Source organism: Streptomyces sp. NPDC017520, assembly GCF_044329855.1.
Lineage (GTDB): Bacteria > Actinomycetota > Actinomycetes > Streptomycetales > Streptomycetaceae > Streptomyces.
In genome coordinates, this window is record NZ_JBIRKB010000003.1 from 1 (window position 1) to 16007 (window position 16007).

Genomic DNA, 16007 nt, shown 5'->3' on the forward strand with positions numbered 1-16007 from the left:
TCAACCTGGTCGAGCGATGGTTCGCCGAACTGACGAACAAACAGATACGGCGAGGCGTCCACAAGACCGTCCAGGCCCTGGAGAACGACATCCGGACCTGGACCGCAGCCTGGAACACCGACCCCAGGCCCTATATCTGGACCAAGACCGCGGACGAGATCCTCGAACGCCTCGCCTCATATCTGAACAGAATTCCTGACTCAGGAGACTAGGAAGGTCCGCCCCGGGCGGCCCGTCGAGCGATGTGCGGTCGGCCGAGCGGCACGCGTGCGGCCGACTGGCACGCGTGCGGTCGGACCGGTCCCCGCGCGGTCGGCAGGCAGCGTCACTCACCACCGCACCACGAGCCGCGCCGCCGCCCCTGCGCCACCTCACGCCCGAGCGGGGTCAGCGCGTGCACCACTTCGCAGCCCCTGCGCGTACTGGTGACGAGCCGCGCGTTGCGCAGCACCGACGCGTGCTTGCTCGCGCTCGCGATTGACACGCCGATGCGCAGGGCCAGTTCGCCCGTCGAGCAGGGCGAGGACAGAGCGCACAAGGCCATGGCCCGGGTGCGGCCGAGCAGTTCGGGCAGGCCGTCGTGGGTCTCCGTACAGCCGGATCGGCGGTTCGCGGGGTAGACCAGAACCGGTGGCAGGCCGGGGTCGATGAGCGTGATGGGACGACCCGTGCAGAAGAAGGACGGGATGAGCGAGATACCGCGACCGCGCAGGTGGAGGTCGCCGTCGCGGGGATAGTCGGCGACCAGCGTCGGCGGCTCCCAGCGGATGGCGGGCGACAGCGTGCTCAGCAGCCGTTCGGCGCCCCCTTCCAGCAGATCCCGGCTGCGGTACGCGCGGTCGCTGTGCACCATGTCGTCGATCAGCTGCCGCTGCGGGAGGAGAAGTTCGCGGAAGTAGACGGCGAGGGCGGCGTCGAGCTCCTGCCGGGCGGCGCGGTCGCCTTCGGCGAGCCGCCGGAGCCGGCCGGACGGCGTCCGTTGCGAACAGCACGCGGCCAGCTCGGCGCGCACACGGTCCGTCGGTGTGGCGAGAATCAGGTCACGGGCGACCTCCATTCCGCCTCGGTGGGGAGGGGTCAGAAAGTCGGGGAATTTACCCCGGGCCGGCACCAGCGTGGTGAGCAGGCGGATCGGCTCTCTCAGGTCGCTCCTGGCCAGTCGTCTGCGGACGTGCTCCAGCCATGGCGCGTGTTCGGGGGTGGTCCGGGGGGCCTGGAGTGCGTGGAGGCTGTTGACCAGCTCCCACATGGGGTCGGGGCGGGGAGCCACCGTGATGCGTGTCAGGTCGTCTGCGGTGAAATGGATACGGAGTTCCATGGATCCCCCGAATGAACACATCCGTTTGCCGTGCGGTGAAAACCCTTGGACCCGTATTCACGGGCCTCTTCATCATCGTTGGAGAAGCTCCCAAAGGAGCGATGAAGGACCCAAGACCGACCAGATGGGGGAAAACGCGCATGCGTCAGTTTCGGAGGACCATCAAGAGGACAGCGATGACCGCCACGGCGCTCGCCACCGGCGCCGTGCTCACGTTGGGCGGATCGGCCACCGCGGTGGAGTCGGCAGCCACGATCCACGGCTGCCCGTCCGGGGCCGTCTGCCTGTATCCGAACGCGAGCTGGAACGGCGACAGGCCGAGCCACGCGTTCTACTCGTACGGGGTCCACAGGATCTACGACCAGTACGGCATGAAGCGCTGGTTCAACAACCAGACCGGCGGAGCCAAGGCCTACCGGTGCACGGGCTCCAACGGCACCGGCTGCGGGGGCAACCAGGCGGCCGGCACGTACTACGACTACGACTTCACGCCGATCAACTCCGTGAAGCTGGCTCCCTGACGGAGTCGCGCCCTCCGTAAGCGGCCTGCCTCCTGGCGTCGTATTGATGCACGCCAGGAGGCAGGCCGCCGGGGCGGTGGTGCCGGGCTGTCAGCCCGTCCAGCCGAGGAACGCGGACCAGGCGTCCGGGGCGACGGCGAAGGCGGGCCCGTCGGGCACCTTGGAGTCACGGACGTGGACGGCGTGGGGGCAGGTGGCGACCTCGACGCACTCGCCGCCGCTGCCGCTGCTGTAGGAGGACTTGTGCCAGGCGAAGGCGACCTCGATGCAGTTACCGCCGCTGGCGTTGCTGTAGCTCGACGTGAACCATCGGAGGGTGCTGCTCATACCGCTACTCCTGCCAACCGCTTGATGAGGTCCAGCGATTCGCGAGGACCCAGGGCCTGTGACCGGATCTTCGCATAGCGCTGGGCGTATGTGCTCACCTTTGCCGGGTCACTGATCAGCAGACTCTCGTCCTGCGGCTCCAGATAGACGAGGTGCTCGTGTGCCGGAGTCTCCAACAGGCTCATCGAGCCGCGATCTCCTGCGTACTCCCCGTACTTCCCCGCGTCCAGGGGCAGTACCAGAAGCGTGACATTGCGGCGGCGTGCGCACTCCACGAGGTGGAGCAGCTGCTCCCGCATGACCTCCTCGTTGCCGATGACCCGGCGCAGGACTGCCTCGTCGATGATGACCTCGATCATCGGGAGCGGGTCGCGGTCGAAGAGGACCGTGCGCTCCATCCGCAGCTGGACCAGCTCTTCCACCCGCTGGTCGGAGAGCGGCGGGTATGAGCCGCCGATCAGCGCCCGCGCGTACGCCTCCGTCTGGAACAGCCCGTGGATGACGTTCGTCGCGAACAGCTGGAGGCTGACCGCTCCCTGCTCCAGCAGCGCGTAGTCCTGGAACTGGCGCGGGTACTTCTCCATCCGCATGAACCGCCGCGCGGTCTCGAACACGCCGGTCCCGTTGCCGAGTACGCGTTCGAGCTCCACCAGCATCGCGTCGCTCGCGGGCTGTGCGCACGTCTCCATGGCGCTCACCGCCGCTGCCGAGTAGCCGATCTCGTGGCCGAGCTGTTCCTGTGTCCACCCCCGCTGGATACGCAGTGTGCGGGCCACTTCCGCGACCATGAGGGCCATCGGGCTCGCGGTCTGCTTGTTCTCAGCACTGGCCATTACGCGATCTCTTTTCGACTCAACCGAACTCAACCGGTCATTACTCGAAGTCGTTGAAATCCACCCCACTTCAGAGAAGTTCGAGCAGGTCAACGGCTGTACGACGCACCTCGGCAGGTACGGAGAACGCTAGGTGATCGGGGTCACAATCGTCTCGTGAACGCACTTAATGATGGGCTGAGGGCCGAGTGGATTCCGGAGTCCGGATTTCACCTTCGCAAGGCGGGCGTGCAATTCGACGCCGTCCGCGTGGACGGCGACGACGGGCGGCGGCTGGCCGACCTGATGGAGGAGTTGGTCGGCGGCGAACCGGGGCCCGTCGTCACCGAGTCGAACGGCCGGCGCGGGGTGTATTTCCTCGTCCCGGCGGGCTCCACGGCCGGGCGGCCGTGGCCGCGTGCGGTGACGCAGTTCAACGCGGCGACGGGCCGCATCAGTTACGTCCCCGTGCCGGCGCTGGGGGGCGACACCTGGCCGCTGATGTGGCGGTATCCGCCCACGCGAGCGGGCCGCTTCGTCCACACGTTGATCCTGTTCAACGCGGCGTACGCATTACTGAGTTGAGCGCCCGAGGTAGGTGACGGTGTCGTCCCCCGGAACCGTGATCTCGTGAAAGCCGACGCGGTCGTAGAAGGCGCGGGCCCGGGTATTGGCGGTGAGCATGCTCAAGTGGACCGCCTTGACGCCCTGTTCGTGCAGAGCGGCGAGGAAGGTATCCATGAGGCGCCGCCCGTGCCCGGACCGCTGGTGGGTCGGGAGCAGGTCGATGTGCAGGTGGGCCGGATAGTCGGCCAGCTCCGGCACGATCATGCGCTCGGGGTCGTGCATCAGGGCGGTCATCCGCTCGGCGGGAGTGGCCGGTTCGCGTACGGGGGCCGGGTGGCGCTCTGCGAGGCCGGGGAGCCACTCGGCACGGTAGCGGTCGACGAAGGACGCGGTGTCCGCCGTGCCGAGGATGTAGCCGACCGCGCGTCCGCCGTCCTCGACCACGAACGCCAGTTCCGGCTCCAGGGCGGCGTAGGGCGCGGCGAAGATGTTCGGCAGCAGGCCCGGGTCCGGGTAGAGGTGGCGGGCGTCCCCGCCCTCGTGTCCGGTGCGTACGCAGATGTCGAAGAGGGCCTCGCGGTCCTCGGGGCGGTACGGGCGCAGCACGGGCGACGGAGAAGTCATGCGCGGGATCTTCCAGGTGCGGGAGCGCTCCCGCAAGTGTTCCCGCTCCTCGTCGCCGCTCCCGCAAGTGCTCCCACTCCTCGTCGCCGTTCCCGCCCCTCGCCGCTGTTCCCGCTCCTCGTCGCCGCTCCCGCCGTTCCTGCCGCTTGTGCCGCTCCCTGCTGCTCGCGTCGCAACTGGCCGGTTCCGGTCGGCTCTCGGGCCCCCCGTCTCACCGACGGCGGGGAGACTTGACACAAAAGTGCATGATCGTGCAACCTTCTGGTCGTCCGTCAACTCCTGCCGCACCGTCGGGGGATGTTGTTGCTTGCGCGATCAATGACCTGGAGGTCGGCGCATGGCTGAACCCGTGAAGATCAAGATCTGGTCCGACTACGTCTGCCCCTTCTGCATGCTGGCCGAAGGTCCGCTCGAAGAGGCGATCAAGGACGTCGGCGTCGAGGTGGACGTCGAGTGGATGCCCTTCGAGCTGCGTCCCCACCCCCAGCCCACCCTGCGGCCGGAGGACGAGTACCTGCCCAGCATCTGGGAACGGGCCGTCTATCCCATGGCCCGTCGGCTGGGCGTCGACATCACGCTCCCCGCCGTCTCTCCCCAGCCGTACACGGCGCTCGCCTTCGAGGGCTATCAGTACGCGGCCGAGCACGACCTGGGGACCGCCTACAACCAGCGGATGTTCCGCGCCTTCTTCCAGGAGAACCAGGACCTGGGACAGATCGACGTCCTCGTCGCCCTGGCCGGCGAGGTCGGCCTGGACGAGGCCGGGTTCCGGGCCGCGCTGGCGGACGGCACCTATCACGCCCGGCACCAGGAGGCTCTGCGGGAGGCGGCGGCCCACCGGGTGCAGTCCGTTCCCACCCTGCTCGTCGGCGACACCCGGATCGAGGGAGTTCCGCGCCCGGACCAGCTGCGCAAGGCGATCCTGGACGCCCAGGCGCAGCAGGCGGAGGGTGACGTGTACGGCGCCTCCTGCGGCATCGACGGGAGCTGCTGAGGTGCCCGCCAACCGTCCCGCCAACCGTCCCGCCAACGGTCACGCCACCCACCCCGCCGCCCATCCCGCGCTCAAGGCCTGCCGGTTCGCGGGGATGGAGCTGTGCAACAGATACGCCGTCGCGCCCATGACCCGGGTCTCCGCGACCGAGGACGGCCGGGCCACCCAGGAGATGGCCGAGTACTACGCGGCCTACGCCGAGGGCGGCTTCGGGCTCCTGATCACCGAAGGGACCTACACCGACCGGGCCTTCAGTCAGGGCTACCTGCACCAGCCCGGCATCACGGACGAGGCGCAGGCCGCCGCCTGGCGTCCCGTCGTCGAGGGAGCGCACGCCGCCGGCGCGCGCGTCGTCCTTCAGCTGATGCACGCCGGGGCCGTCTCGCAGGGCAACCGTTTCCGTGACCGGGCCGCGGGCCCGTCGGCGGTACGTCCGCTGGGCGAGCAACTGGCCAAGTATCGCGGCAGCGGCCCCTGGCCCGTGCCGATGGAGATGACCCGACGCCAGATCGCCGAAGCCGTCGACGGCTTCGCCGCCGCCGCGGTCCGCGCCCGCGACGTCGGCTTCGACGGGGTGGAGATCCACGCCGCCAACGGCTATCTGCTCGACCAGTTCCTGACCCCGTACACCAATCTGCGCGCCGACGACTACGGCGGGGGAGTCGAGGAACGCCTGCGGCTCGTACGGGAGGTGACGGTCGCCGTCAGAGACGCCGCCGGGTCCGGTTTCCCGGTCGGCGTCCGGCTCTCCCAGGGGAAGATCAACGATCCCGCCTGGCGGTGGCCGGGCGGGGACGCCGAAGCGGAAGCGGTCTTCACGGCGGCCGGCGCGGCCGGGGCCGACTATCTGCATCTCGCGGGAAGCGGACGGGACTGGTTCCCGGAAGGCCGGACGCTGCCCGCGCTCGCCCGGTCGGTCACCGGGCTCCCCGTGATCGCCAATGGCGGGCTGCACCAGGAAGCCGTGGCGCGGCGCGTGCTGGACGAGGGGCACGCCGACGTCCTGGCAGTCGGGACGGGCGCGCTGGCCAACCCCGACCTGCCGCGCAGGGTGGCTGCGGGGACGGTCCAGGCCGCGTTCGACCCCCGGCTGCTGGAACCGCTGGCGACGCTGGACAACGCCCGGGCGCACGCACACGCTTGACAGTGATTACATGCACATGCAAGATTAGTTCCCGCAAGGCAAGTTGTCGGCGGAGGATTGCGGAAGCATTCAGTTGCATGTGCAGGCAAATAGCCACGCGAAATGATCGACGCAGGGCAACTCGGGAGACGAACTGCTGATGGGTACACACGAAAGCGAACTGCTGGGCTACGCCCACGAGGCGGTCCGGCTCAGCCGCGAGCACGTCGCGCAGGGCGGTATCCCCTTCTCCGGTGTGGTCGTGGGCAGTGGGCGGATTCTGGGGACGGGCTTCAACCGGGTCCGCGAGGACAACGACCCGACCGCTCACGCCGAGGTCGTCGCCCTCAGGGAAGCCGCCGCCAAGTACGGGATCCACGCCGTGGCGGGCGCCACCCTGTTCGCCTCCGGCGAGCCCTGCGCCCTGTGCTACCTGGCGGCCCGGTTCGCCGGCATCGGTCACATCGTGCACGCCGCCGACCGCAGGACCGCCGCCCGGTACGGCTTCGACTACACGAGCTCGTACACCGTCTTCGCCGAGGACCCGGAGGCGTGGCCCATCAAGGTCACCGCGCTGCAACTCCCGGAGGCCGAGCAGCCGTTCCAGGACTTCCTCACCATGAGTCGCTCCCCGCGCTAGCCACCGGACCTCCGCCACGCGGCATCGCTGCCCGGCGCCGATGACTCCGCTTGCCGGCACTTCCCGCTCACCCGCACTTCCCGCTCACCCGCACTTCCCGCACTTCCCGTTCATCCCCCGCTCATTCACCGCACGGAAGGACCTCCCATGCACTGGCTCTACCTCGCCATCGCCGTCGCCTTCGAGATCTTGGTCGCCATCGCCGCCGGAAAGGCCGAGGGCTTCAAGAACCGCAAGTGGACCGGCATCACCCTGGCCAGCGGCGCCGCCGCGACCTTCTTCCTCAGCAAGGCGCTGCTGACCTTCGACGTCGGCGTCGGTTACGCCCTGTGGACGTCTGTCGCGGGCGTCGGTATCACCGTCCTCGGCGCGCTGTTCTTCGGCCAGCGTCTGAACGTGAACAAGGCGATCGGCATTCTCCTCGTCATCGGTGGCGTCGTCGGCCTCCAGCTGAGCGGCTCCGCCTGAGCCGGAGCCGGAGCCCGGGGCCCGGAGCCAGAATCCAGGCCCGCACGCCCTGCGCACCTCGCACGCCTCGCACGCCTCGCACGCACCGTGCCCCCCTCGCAACCACCTGACGCCTTCCCTGAGAGAGGACTCACCTCCCATGTCCAACGAAGCCAAGAGCTCCACCAACGCCTGGCTCTCGCTCCTGCTCGCCGGAGTCTTCGAGATCGGGTACGCGCTCGCCGTCGGCGGCAGCGAGGGCTTCACCGTTCTGACCTGGTCCCTGGTCGCGGTGGTGTTCTTCCTGCTGACGCTCTACGCACTGAGCCTCGCCCTCCGCACGATCGACGTGAGCATCGGCTACGCCGTCTGGGCGGGAATCGGCGCGGTCGGCGCCGCGGTGCTCGGCCCGCTCTTCTTCGACGAGACCCTCACCCTGGCCAAGGGCATCTGGCTGGCCGTCATCATCGTCGGGGTCATCTGGCTGAAGCTCGCCGACCGTACGAAGCCCGAGGCCGCCACCGCGCCGCGCTCCGAGCAGATCGCGGACCGGCCCAGTGCGGTCCAGGTCTGACCTTTCCCTCCCCGCAGGTACGCCGCAGGCGCCCGCCGCCCCTTCACGAGGGGGCCGCGGGCGCCTGCGGCGTAACCCCGTCACTTCGCTGTTCTGCCGCCGTCCACCGCGAGGGCGGATCCGGTGGTGAAGGACGAGGCGTCCGAGCAGAGCCAGGCGGCGGCGCGGGCGATCTCGGTCGGGTCGGCGAGGCGCTGCTGGATCGCCTTGCCGCCGAAGCCGGCGCTCGCGGAGGGGCCGGCCGACAGGACGCCGTCCATCATCTCCGTGTCGGTGCTGCCCACCACGAGCGCGTTGACGCGGATGCCGTGCTCGCCGTACTCGGCGGCAGCCGCCCTGGACAGCCCGATGACCGCGTGCTTCGCGGCCACGTAGGGCGCGGACGCGGAGGTGGCGCGCACCCCCGCGACGCTGGAGGTGTTGACGACGGAACCGGCCCCGCCCGGCAGCATGGCGGGTATCTGGGCGCGCAGACAGTTCCACACGCCGCGTACGTTGACGTCCATGGTGCGGTCGAAGACGTCGTCCGCAAGTTCGTGCAGGACGGTCCCGGTGCTGACGTAACCGGCGTTGTTGAACGCGCAGTCGAGCTTGCCGAACCGGGTGACCGCCATGGCCACGGCCTCCTCCATGTCCGCCTGGAGGGTGACGTCGCCCGGCACGGCCACCGCCCGGCCGCCGTCCTTCCTTATGCGCTCGGCCACCTCCTCGACCATCCGGGCCCTGCGGGCCACGAGCACGACGGCGGCTCCCTCGTCGGCGAAGTGCCGGGCCGCGGCGGCGCCGATGCCGCTGGAGGCGCCGGTGATCAGCGCCACTTTCCCTTGCAGCAGGTGCCCGCCCGGCGTCACGCGCATCGGGCCGGGCCGGCTGCGGACACGGGCGATCTCCAGAAGGTCTCCGAGCTCATCTCCCGGTCGATCCGGTGCAGCAGCTCGTCGTCGAGCGTGTCGAGACCGCTGATCACGTGGCGTACGCCCGCCTCCCGCATCAGAGCGCGCTGGTGGCTGTGGACGAAGGAGGAGGGGCGGCCGACGAACGCGGTGCCGAGCTCGCGGGCCACGTCGGCGACCCGGGCGACGTCGTCGACGAAGAGGGACTGGCCGGGGCGCAGCCCGAACACGTCCTCGGCTATCTCCTTGAGGCCGGGGCGGATGTCGTTGGTGCAGACGTAGCCGGGCCCGTCGAACAGGTCGGCGTAGCGGCCGAGATGGCGGTCGAAGTGGTCCTTGCCCAGACCCCCGTAACAGACCGTGCGCAGGCCCGCGCCCCGCAGTCGCAGGAGCAGGTCACGCGTGCCCGGGGTGATCGTGACCGGGTGGCGGTCGAGGTGGGCGGCGCGGTCCTCGAAGTACGCGGCGAGCGCCTCCTCGCCCGTCATGCCGCCGCCCACGGCGGCCGACAGCAGCCGGCCGGCGATGTGCTGCGGCTGGGAGAAGATCGATCGCTCCAGCTCGGCGGAGTACGTACCGCCTCTGCTGACGATGAAGTGGTGGATGACCGGGCTGAAGGTGTCGTTGAGCAGGACACCGTCGATGTTCAGGGCGGCCAGTCGCAGGGAGATCATGCGGCTCCGTAGGTGATCGTCGTGGACGTTCGGTACAGGCAGAGCAGGCACAACAGCCAGGGCAGGTCAGGGCAGGTCAGGGAAAGGCGGAACTGGCCAAGCCAGGCCAGGCCAGGTCAGGCCAGGTCAGGCCAGGGAGGGACTGGGCAAGACGGGACGGGGCGGCGCGCGGGCGGTCCGGCTGTCAGGGCATCATCGCGGCGCCACGGGCCGGGGCCGCTTCGGCGCGGGTGATCACGGCCGGGACCGCGATGCCCGGGAGCAGCAGGTTCCACATCTGCTGGGTGCGCTCGGGAAGGTCCCTGCGGCCGCTGACGACGTTGGAGTACATCTGCATCCCGGTACAGGCCGCGATCACGAACTCCGCGACCACGAGCGGCTCGATCCCCGGCTGCAACTCGCCGCGCTCCCGCGCCTCGTCGAGACAAGAGCTCATGAACCCGCGGAACTTCTCGTACGGGTCGGAGTTCAGGGAGTCGCCGATGGAGGACTGTTCGTTCGTCAGCCTCACGCCGGCCCGGAGCAGCGGGTCGCGCTGCAACTGCCACGACCACACGAGGGTGAGGTCGATGAGCCGCTGCAGCCCGCTGGCGGCGATCAGCGGGACGAGGGTGTCCGGCTGGCTGTTCATCACCGCCCTGGCCAGGTCCTCCTTGGAGCCGAAGTGGAAGTAGAGCGCCCCTGCCGTCACCCCGGCGCGCTTGAGGATGCGCGTGATGCTGGCCCCCGCGTACCCGTACTCGTCGAAGACCTCCGCCGCCGCGAGCAGGAGTGCTCGACGGGTCTGTTCTGCCCGCTCTTGTTTCAGTGCCATGCCCCTCACCTTCCCAAAAAGAATGCTCCTTATGTTATCTGAGTGAACAGCGGTTGGAGCAAGTCCGTTTCGGGGGGCTTGAGTTGCGTAAAGCAACAAATCACCCCAAGTGCACTTCAGTGAATCACCCCTCTTGACGTGTCAAAAAAAAAGGAACATTATTTTTTGAGTCGGGCACACGGAGTCGATCTCCAGCGCCTCTGTGTAGTCGCTCGCGCAAACAACCGATCTTGGGGGGCCAAGTTGTCTGTTTCCGTTCGGAACCGTGAAGCGAGACCAGTTCAGCGGCAGCAGGTGCACCAGTGGCAGGTGCACAAACTTCGGAGTGAGGAAGTCCTGCTCACGTCGTGGGCCGAGCCGGACCCGGGACGCTATGAAGTCACCGCGCGCTGGCCGCGGGGGCATGCCTTCTACCGCCCGTCGGGGGGTTCGTACGACCCGATGCTGATCGCCGAGAGCGTGCGCCAGACCGTCCCCCTCCTGTCCCACGCCGTGCACGACGTCCCGCGGGAGTACAAGCAGGCGTGGGAGGAGTTCAGCTTCACGGTGGAGCCGTCGGCATCGCTGGTGACCACCGTCGACGAAGAGGTGCGCCTGGCGGTGTCCTGCCCGGACGTGGTCCGCCGCGGCACCCGGTTCGCCGGTATGACGATGCGCGTCGACATCCACCTGGGGGAGCGGCTGATGGGCACCGCGCTCACCCGCTTCAACAACCAGCCCGCGGCCATATACCGGCGGCTGCGCGGGAGTTACGCGGACACCGAGAAGGCGCTCGCCGACTGCCTCCCGGCGGGCCCGCCCGTGGAGCCGCACCGGGTGGACCGGGACTCCCCGGCCGATGTGGTGCTCTCACCGGCCGCGGGCATGGCGCCGGGCCGTTGGATGTTACGGGTGGACCCCGGGCACCCGGTGCTGTTCGACCACGCCGTCGACCACGTGCCCGGGATGCTGCTCCTCGAAGCCGCCCGGCAGGCCGCGCACGCCGCCGTCGACGGCGCGTCGACGGTCACCGGGATGCGGACGGACTTCGCGCGGTACGTCGAACTCGACGCCCCCGCCGTCGTGGTGGCCGGCGACCCCGTTCCCGACGGCACGGGCCGCAACCGCGTGAACGTGTCGGTCGAGCAGCACGGTGTCCGCGTCTTCACCTCCGAGGTGACCGTCCAGGGGCCGACCGGCCTGTAGGGCGGCCACTCCCCAGGGCATGTCCGGCCGCACCACGCGACGCGGCGGGCGGCCGGTACCCCCTCCGTGGGGGGACACCGGCCGCCCGCCGGCGGGCGTCAGGCCCGCACCGGCTCCGGCATCGGTTCCGGAAGCTCCTCGTGCACCGTGACCGCGACGTGCACCGAGGCCGGGACCGCGAAGCTGGCCTCGTACCCGGGCGGCGCGAGCAGCTGCCGCACCCGCCAGCCGAGCGGCTGGCCGGTGAGATCCAGCCGGTTCATGACGGCGGCCATGCCCTGTCCCGTCGCCTTGGCCATGGCCTCCTTGCGGGTCCACAGGCGGGCGAAGTCCCGGACCAGTTCGTCTTCCGGGCGGCCGCCCAGCCACTGCTGTTCCTTCGGATGGAGGAACGGCAGGTACCCGGCGACGGACTCCGGGGTCGGCCAGGACTCGATGTCGATGCCGATGGTGGCCTCGGCGACCGCGATGGCGACGTGGTCCCCGCTGTGCGACATCGAGAACTCCGGTGCTTCGCCGTCCGGGTCCGGATCGCGGATGGCCGGTCTTCCGTGCGCCCCACCGCAGCCGGGACACGGCTGCCGCAGGAAGCCGACGCTCCTGGGGGAGCAGCCGAGCGAGGAGCCGAGAACGCTCCGCAACGCCCAGTGGGCGAAGGCGTAGGTGTCCCGGCCGGCCTGCTGCGGTATCGAGGCCAGTCGGCCGCGCTCCTTCTCGTCCAGCCAGTCGGGCGGGTCCTCGCCGGGGTCGAGGAGCGGCCCGGCCGGAGCCCGGACGATCCAGATGCCGACCGGATCGAGGACTTCTCCCGGAGGCGCGTCGGACCACTTGAGGTCGTGTGTCATGTCGATACGGCTCCTGATGCGGCAGGGGCCCGGCCGGCCCCCGCCACGGGTCGGATCAGGCGGTTGCTGCGAGCAGCGGCCACGGGCCGGTCGTGGCGTACTGCTCCAGGTCCTCGGTGGCGAGATAGCGCCGGAACCCCGGCACCTGCTCCGCCGGACGGAGCCCTCCGCGGTACAGCACCATGCCGCGCACACCCGTCCCGTCGTCGTGCCAGCACACGAGCGGGAGGTGGTACTCCGGCGTGTCGCAGGTCTCCTGCACGGCGGCTTGGTAGCCGTACGCGGGCAGCATGCTCATCGGGCCGCCGCCAGGGTCGCGCCGGTGACCGCGCCGGTGGCCGCAGGCCTGGCCGCACCCCTGGCCGCACCCTCGGGGAGGACGCCGAACAGGGCTCCGTAATCGGTGATCCGCGCGGCCGCCTCGCTCCCGCCCGCGGCGTGCAGCGCGTGCCAGAACAGCACCTGGTTCGCGGTGAGCACGGGGAACCCGAGCCGCTCCTCCAGACCCGCGATGGTGCCCACGGCGCGGATGCCGTTGCCGGCGACCAGCACCGCCTGCGGCCGCTCCGGCGCGACGGCGGTCTCGATCCACTTCACCAGCGCCTCCGGAGTGATCAGCTTCTGGTTGCTGGGCAGGCCGCAGGGGGCGTGGTGGACCACGTCGAACCCCCGCTCGCCGAAGTACGAGGCGCCCAGCGCCGACAACTCGTCGTCGAACCACGGCGGGTTGACGAGGGCGATCCGCTCGGCCCCCAGGGCGTGGAAGCCGGCTGCGGCAGCGTGCGTCGTGCCGGTGAGCGGGATGCCGCGGGTCCGCTCGGCCAGCCGCTCGAACAGCTTCTGCTCGCCGTCGGCGCCCAGGACGTAGGCGGAGCTGGTGAACCCCAGGGCGATGGAGTCCAGGGGGGAGGCGGCGAGCAGCTCGACGGCGTCGTCGATGAACGGCGGGTCGATGAAGGCGCGCACCGGGTCGTGCGGGATCTTCGGGTCCATCTCCCCACCGGGGCGCATCGCCCCGAAGTGGACGCGTGAACCGTGGATGAAGACATCGCTCGGCGCCATCGCCTGGAGCTCGGACTCGGGCCCGACGTCCGCGTGCGGAACGACGACGCCGACGCGGGCGACCGCGCCCCAGCCGTCCTCGCGGGCCTGGAACTGCGTCATGGGGTGCTTCTCCTCTTCTGCCGTTCACCGGCTGTGCCTGCCGGCTGGGTGCCGGGTGTGGGTGAGGTGCCGTTACGGATCGGTACGGGCGCGGGTCAGGAGGCCTCGTCGGCGAGGGAGCCGCCGCTGACGGTTCCGGTGCCGTCCTCGGCCAGGAACTTCGGGTGCTTGCGGCGCATCGTGGCCATCACGAACGCGTACGGGACGTCGTCGAAGTCGCCGTGGTCGGTGAGGAACTCCATGCTCTGGCGCCCCTGAGCGTCGAAGGGGTGGTAGAGGCTGTCGGAGCGGCCGTCGAACTCCAGAGGGGTCATGCCGTACAGCCGGCACAGGAGCTTGTTGAAGACCGGGGTCACCTGGAGCCAGCGGCCTTCGAGATACACGGTGGCCAGGCCGTGGAAGAAGACGTCGCCGCCGATGTAGGAGCGCAGCCGGTCGGAGGCGAGGTGGTTGCGGACGTCGCTGTAGTGCAGCCGGGCGGGGATGCCCACGGCGCGGCAGCAGGCGGCGTAGAGGACGGACTTGTGCAGGCAGAAGCCCATGCCGCCGGCGATGATGCTGGACGCCCGGAGGCCCTCGGGCGAGAGGTCGGCGCCGTAGACCTCGTAGTGGATGCCGTCGCGCACCGCGTAGTAGAGCGCGACGGCGAGCTCGACCTGGGTGGCGGTCTCGCGGTCGATCCCGTCCAGGGCCTTGTCGACGAAGGCCCTGACGCTCGCGTGCTCGTAATCGAGGAAGTCGGTGGCCGCCGTGAGGCGGGCGAGGTCGTCGGCTCCGGGCTGTGCGGCCGTGGCGTCGGCGGTCTGCTGCTCGGACAGAAGGGGTGCCAGGGTGTCGGTCATGCGGATGCCTCTCGTCACAGGCCCATCAGGGCGGCGATGCAGTTGCGCTGGATTTCGTTGGTGCCGGAGTAGATGGAGCCGGCGGTGGCGTTGCGCAGCTCGCGCTCGATGCCCGTACCGGTCAGATAGCCGCGGGCGCCGAAGATCTGGATGGCGTGCTGGGCCGTGAGCTGGTTGGCCTCGCTGACCACGATCTTGGTGGCGGCCACGTCCAGTGAGGCGTCCTTGCCCTGCTCGACCTTCGAACCGGTGTCGTACAGCCACTTGCGGGCCGTCTCCACGGCGATCCTCATGTCCGCGATCTTGTGCGCGACCGCCTGGTTCTTGCCGATGGCGCTGCCGAACTGCTGCCGTGTGGTGGCGTGTTCGACCACCCGCTTCAGGCGGTGGGTCATCTCGCCGAGGTTCACGGCGAAGGAGAAGAGGACCTCCCGCTTCATCACGTGGTCCATGATCAGGAAGCCGGCGCCCTCGCTGCCCAGCCGGTTGCCGACGGGCAGCCGTACGTCCTCCAGCGTGACCTCGCTGATCGGGGAGGTGCGCAGACCCATCGTCTCCAGCGGCTCGCCGACCGAGAGGCCCGGGGTGTCGCGCTCGGCGAGGAAGGTGCTCAGCCCGAAGGCCCCCGGCTTGCCGGTGCGGACGTAGAGCAGGAAGAGGCCGGCCACGGGGGCGTTGGTGATGAACATCTTGCCGCCGTTGAGGACGTACTCGTCGCCCTCGCGGACGGCGGTGGTCCGGATGTTCATCACGTCCGAGCCGTGGCTCGGCTCGGTGATCGCGTGCGCGGTGATGACCTCGCCGGAGGTGACCTGCGGCAGGTAGCGCCCGCGCAGCTCCTCGGAGCCGAACGCCTGGAGCGGGATGCCGACGCTGACGATCTGCGTGGACGCCGAGAAGTTGAGGCCGGCGTCCCGGCTGGTGTGGCCGAGGCCCTCCAGCGCCGCCATGGTCTCGGTGAGGGTCCGGCCGGCGCCGCCGTACTCCGGGGCGAAGGGGAGGGTGAACAGGCCGGACCGTTGCAGCGGCTTCCACTTGTCGTGCGGGAACTCGCCGACCCGGTCCCAGTGGGTGACGTCGTCGTTCAGCTCGTCGGCGTAGGGCGCTGTGATGCCGTACGTGTCCGGGGCCTTCTCTGCTGCCATGGGTGTTTCGCCTTGCCTTTCGCTGGCGCTGGGCGCTGGGCGCTGGGGGCTGGGGCCGGGTGCGGGGCCGCGCCGTCGCGGCCCCGCACCCGGCTGTGCGGATCAGTAGCGGGAGAAGCCGTCCTCGGAGAGCGAGTGCTTCTCGTCGCCACGCAGCGCCGGGCTGAAGACGGAGACGAGGAGAAGGTCCTCGTCGTCGGAGGCGATCAGGTGGTGGGCGTCGTTCTTGTCCAGGGCGTAGATGGTCCCGGTCGTGATCTTGTGGTGGTCGCCGTCCACGGTGACGACCTCGCCCGAGCCGCCTATGCAGTAGCAGGCCTCCAGGTGGCCGAGGTACTGCAACGCGCTCGACGTGCCCTGACGGACCAGCGTTTCGCAGACGGTGAAGCCCATTCCGTCGGCCTCGGTGAGCAGGCGGTGGCTGGTGCCGCTGCCCCACTCGATCGCGGGGACGTCGGAGAGAGAACGGACGATCATGGAAGTACTCCTGTCATCGTT

Annotated in this window: 21 protein-coding genes and 1 pseudogene; 9 read left to right on the forward strand and 13 right to left on the reverse strand. The window is 69.8% G+C overall.

Features of this window, described 5'->3' with window-relative positions; genetic code table 11:
* A pseudogene (locus ACH4KB_RS07705) lies at positions 1-212 on the forward strand (IS630 family transposase); the annotation flags it as partial.
* A 113-nt stretch (positions 213-325) separates the two neighbouring features.
* Here ACH4KB_RS07705 and ACH4KB_RS07710 read toward each other — a convergent pair.
* The gene (locus ACH4KB_RS07710) at positions 326-1318 is read right to left on the reverse strand and encodes a transcriptional regulator (protein WP_398064697.1); all 993 of its coding nucleotides are present in this window, start codon (positions 1316-1318) and stop codon (positions 326-328) included.
* Between the two features lie 176 nt (positions 1319-1494).
* Here ACH4KB_RS07710 and ACH4KB_RS07715 point away from each other — a divergent pair, with 176 nt between their 5' ends.
* Positions 1495-1839, forward strand: a complete 345-nt coding sequence (locus tag ACH4KB_RS07715; protein ID WP_274031738.1) for a hypothetical protein — start codon at positions 1495-1497, stop codon at positions 1837-1839.
* Positions 1840-1929: 90 nt separating this feature from the next.
* Here ACH4KB_RS07715 and ACH4KB_RS07720 read toward each other — a convergent pair whose 3' ends face one another.
* Both ACH4KB_RS07720 and ACH4KB_RS07725 read right to left on the reverse strand, forming a co-directional pair.
* Positions 1930-2166, reverse strand: coding sequence for a DUF397 domain-containing protein (locus ACH4KB_RS07720; RefSeq protein ID WP_398064699.1), 237 nt, complete (start codon positions 2164-2166; stop codon positions 1930-1932).
* Positions 2163-2999: a Scr1 family TA system antitoxin-like transcriptional regulator gene (locus tag ACH4KB_RS07725; RefSeq protein WP_398064701.1), complete on the reverse strand. Its 837-nt coding sequence runs from the start codon at positions 2997-2999 to the stop codon at positions 2163-2165. The genes ACH4KB_RS07720 and ACH4KB_RS07725 overlap by 4 nt, the downstream gene beginning before the upstream one ends.
* A gap of 156 nt (positions 3000-3155) precedes the next feature.
* Between ACH4KB_RS07725 and ACH4KB_RS07730 the strand changes: the two genes are divergently transcribed.
* Entirely contained in the window at positions 3156-3563 is a 408-nt protein-coding gene (locus ACH4KB_RS07730) for a hypothetical protein (RefSeq protein ID WP_398064703.1), read from the forward strand.
* Here ACH4KB_RS07730 and ACH4KB_RS07735 read toward each other — a convergent pair.
* Positions 3552-4169: a GNAT family N-acetyltransferase gene (locus ACH4KB_RS07735; RefSeq protein ID WP_398064705.1), complete on the reverse strand. Its 618-nt coding sequence runs from the start codon at positions 4167-4169 to the stop codon at positions 3552-3554. The two genes, ACH4KB_RS07730 and ACH4KB_RS07735, sit on opposite strands and share 12 nt — an antisense overlap.
* A 337-nt stretch (positions 4170-4506) precedes the next feature.
* On the opposite strand from ACH4KB_RS07735, the gene ACH4KB_RS07740 reads away from it, so the two are divergent.
* The 5 genes from ACH4KB_RS07740 (at position 4507) to ACH4KB_RS07760 (ending at position 7947) form a co-directional block, all read left to right on the forward strand.
* Positions 4507-5163: a DsbA family protein gene (locus ACH4KB_RS07740; RefSeq protein ID WP_398064706.1), complete on the forward strand. Its 657-nt coding sequence runs from the start codon at positions 4507-4509 to the stop codon at positions 5161-5163.
* A gap of 1 nt (position 5164) precedes the next feature.
* On the forward strand, positions 5165-6307 hold the full coding sequence (locus ACH4KB_RS07745; RefSeq protein ID WP_398064708.1) for an NADH:flavin oxidoreductase: 1143 nt from the start codon (positions 5165-5167) through the stop codon (positions 6305-6307).
* A 139-nt stretch (positions 6308-6446) separates the two neighbouring features.
* Complete coding sequence (locus ACH4KB_RS07750) at positions 6447-6926, forward strand: nucleoside deaminase (protein WP_398064710.1); 480 nt, start codon at positions 6447-6449, stop codon at positions 6924-6926.
* A 147-nt stretch (positions 6927-7073) separates the two neighbouring features.
* The gene (locus ACH4KB_RS07755) at positions 7074-7394 is read left to right on the forward strand and encodes a multidrug efflux SMR transporter (RefSeq protein WP_030588623.1); all 321 of its coding nucleotides are present in this window, start codon (positions 7074-7076) and stop codon (positions 7392-7394) included.
* A 139-nt stretch (positions 7395-7533) separates the two neighbouring features.
* A complete protein-coding gene (locus ACH4KB_RS07760) occupies positions 7534-7947 on the forward strand; it encodes a DMT family transporter (protein ID WP_398064712.1) in 414 nt (137 codons plus the stop codon).
* Positions 7948-8027: 80 nt separating this feature from the next.
* Here ACH4KB_RS07760 and ACH4KB_RS07765 read toward each other — a convergent pair whose 3' ends face one another.
* From ACH4KB_RS07765 to ACH4KB_RS07775, 3 genes are all read right to left on the reverse strand, one after another.
* A complete protein-coding gene (locus ACH4KB_RS07765; protein WP_398064713.1) occupies positions 8028-8804 on the reverse strand; it encodes an SDR family NAD(P)-dependent oxidoreductase in 777 nt (258 codons plus the stop codon).
* Positions 8795-9514: an HAD family phosphatase gene (locus ACH4KB_RS07770; protein ID WP_398064715.1), complete on the reverse strand. Its 720-nt coding sequence runs from the start codon at positions 9512-9514 to the stop codon at positions 8795-8797. The genes ACH4KB_RS07765 and ACH4KB_RS07770 overlap by 10 nt, the downstream gene beginning before the upstream one ends.
* 184 nt (positions 9515-9698) lie before the next feature.
* A complete protein-coding gene (locus tag ACH4KB_RS07775; protein ID WP_398064717.1) occupies positions 9699-10328 on the reverse strand; it encodes a ScbR family autoregulator-binding transcription factor in 630 nt (209 codons plus the stop codon).
* Positions 10329-10622: 294 nt separating this feature from the next.
* Between ACH4KB_RS07775 and ACH4KB_RS07780 the strand changes: the two genes are divergently transcribed.
* On the forward strand, positions 10623-11513 hold the full coding sequence (locus ACH4KB_RS07780) for a ScbA/BarX family gamma-butyrolactone biosynthesis protein (protein WP_398064719.1): 891 nt from the start codon (positions 10623-10625) through the stop codon (positions 11511-11513).
* Positions 11514-11611: 98 nt separating this feature from the next.
* Here ACH4KB_RS07780 and ACH4KB_RS07785 read toward each other — a convergent pair whose 3' ends face one another.
* From ACH4KB_RS07785 to ACH4KB_RS07810, 6 genes are all read right to left on the reverse strand, one after another.
* Positions 11612-12358, reverse strand: a complete 747-nt coding sequence (locus ACH4KB_RS07785; protein ID WP_398064720.1) for a 4'-phosphopantetheinyl transferase family protein — start codon at positions 12356-12358, stop codon at positions 11612-11614.
* A gap of 55 nt (positions 12359-12413) precedes the next feature.
* A complete protein-coding gene (locus ACH4KB_RS07790) occupies positions 12414-12656 on the reverse strand; it encodes a DUF6253 family protein (protein ID WP_398064722.1) in 243 nt (80 codons plus the stop codon).
* Positions 12653-13522, reverse strand: coding sequence for a maleate cis-trans isomerase (locus ACH4KB_RS07795; protein ID WP_398064724.1), 870 nt, complete (start codon positions 13520-13522; stop codon positions 12653-12655). The genes ACH4KB_RS07790 and ACH4KB_RS07795 overlap by 4 nt, the downstream gene beginning before the upstream one ends.
* Before the next feature lie 95 nt (positions 13523-13617).
* Positions 13618-14364 (reverse strand): transglutaminase family protein, encoded by a 747-nt coding sequence (locus ACH4KB_RS07800; protein ID WP_398064726.1) that lies wholly within the window; start codon positions 14362-14364, stop codon positions 13618-13620.
* Between the two features lie 14 nt (positions 14365-14378).
* Entirely contained in the window at positions 14379-15509 is a 1131-nt protein-coding gene (locus ACH4KB_RS07805; protein WP_398064728.1) for an acyl-CoA dehydrogenase family protein, read from the reverse strand.
* A 102-nt stretch (positions 15510-15611) separates the two neighbouring features.
* The gene (locus ACH4KB_RS07810) at positions 15612-15986 is read right to left on the reverse strand and encodes an ectoine synthase (protein WP_265600325.1); all 375 of its coding nucleotides are present in this window, start codon (positions 15984-15986) and stop codon (positions 15612-15614) included.
* Between the last annotated feature and the right edge of the window lie 21 nt (positions 15987-16007).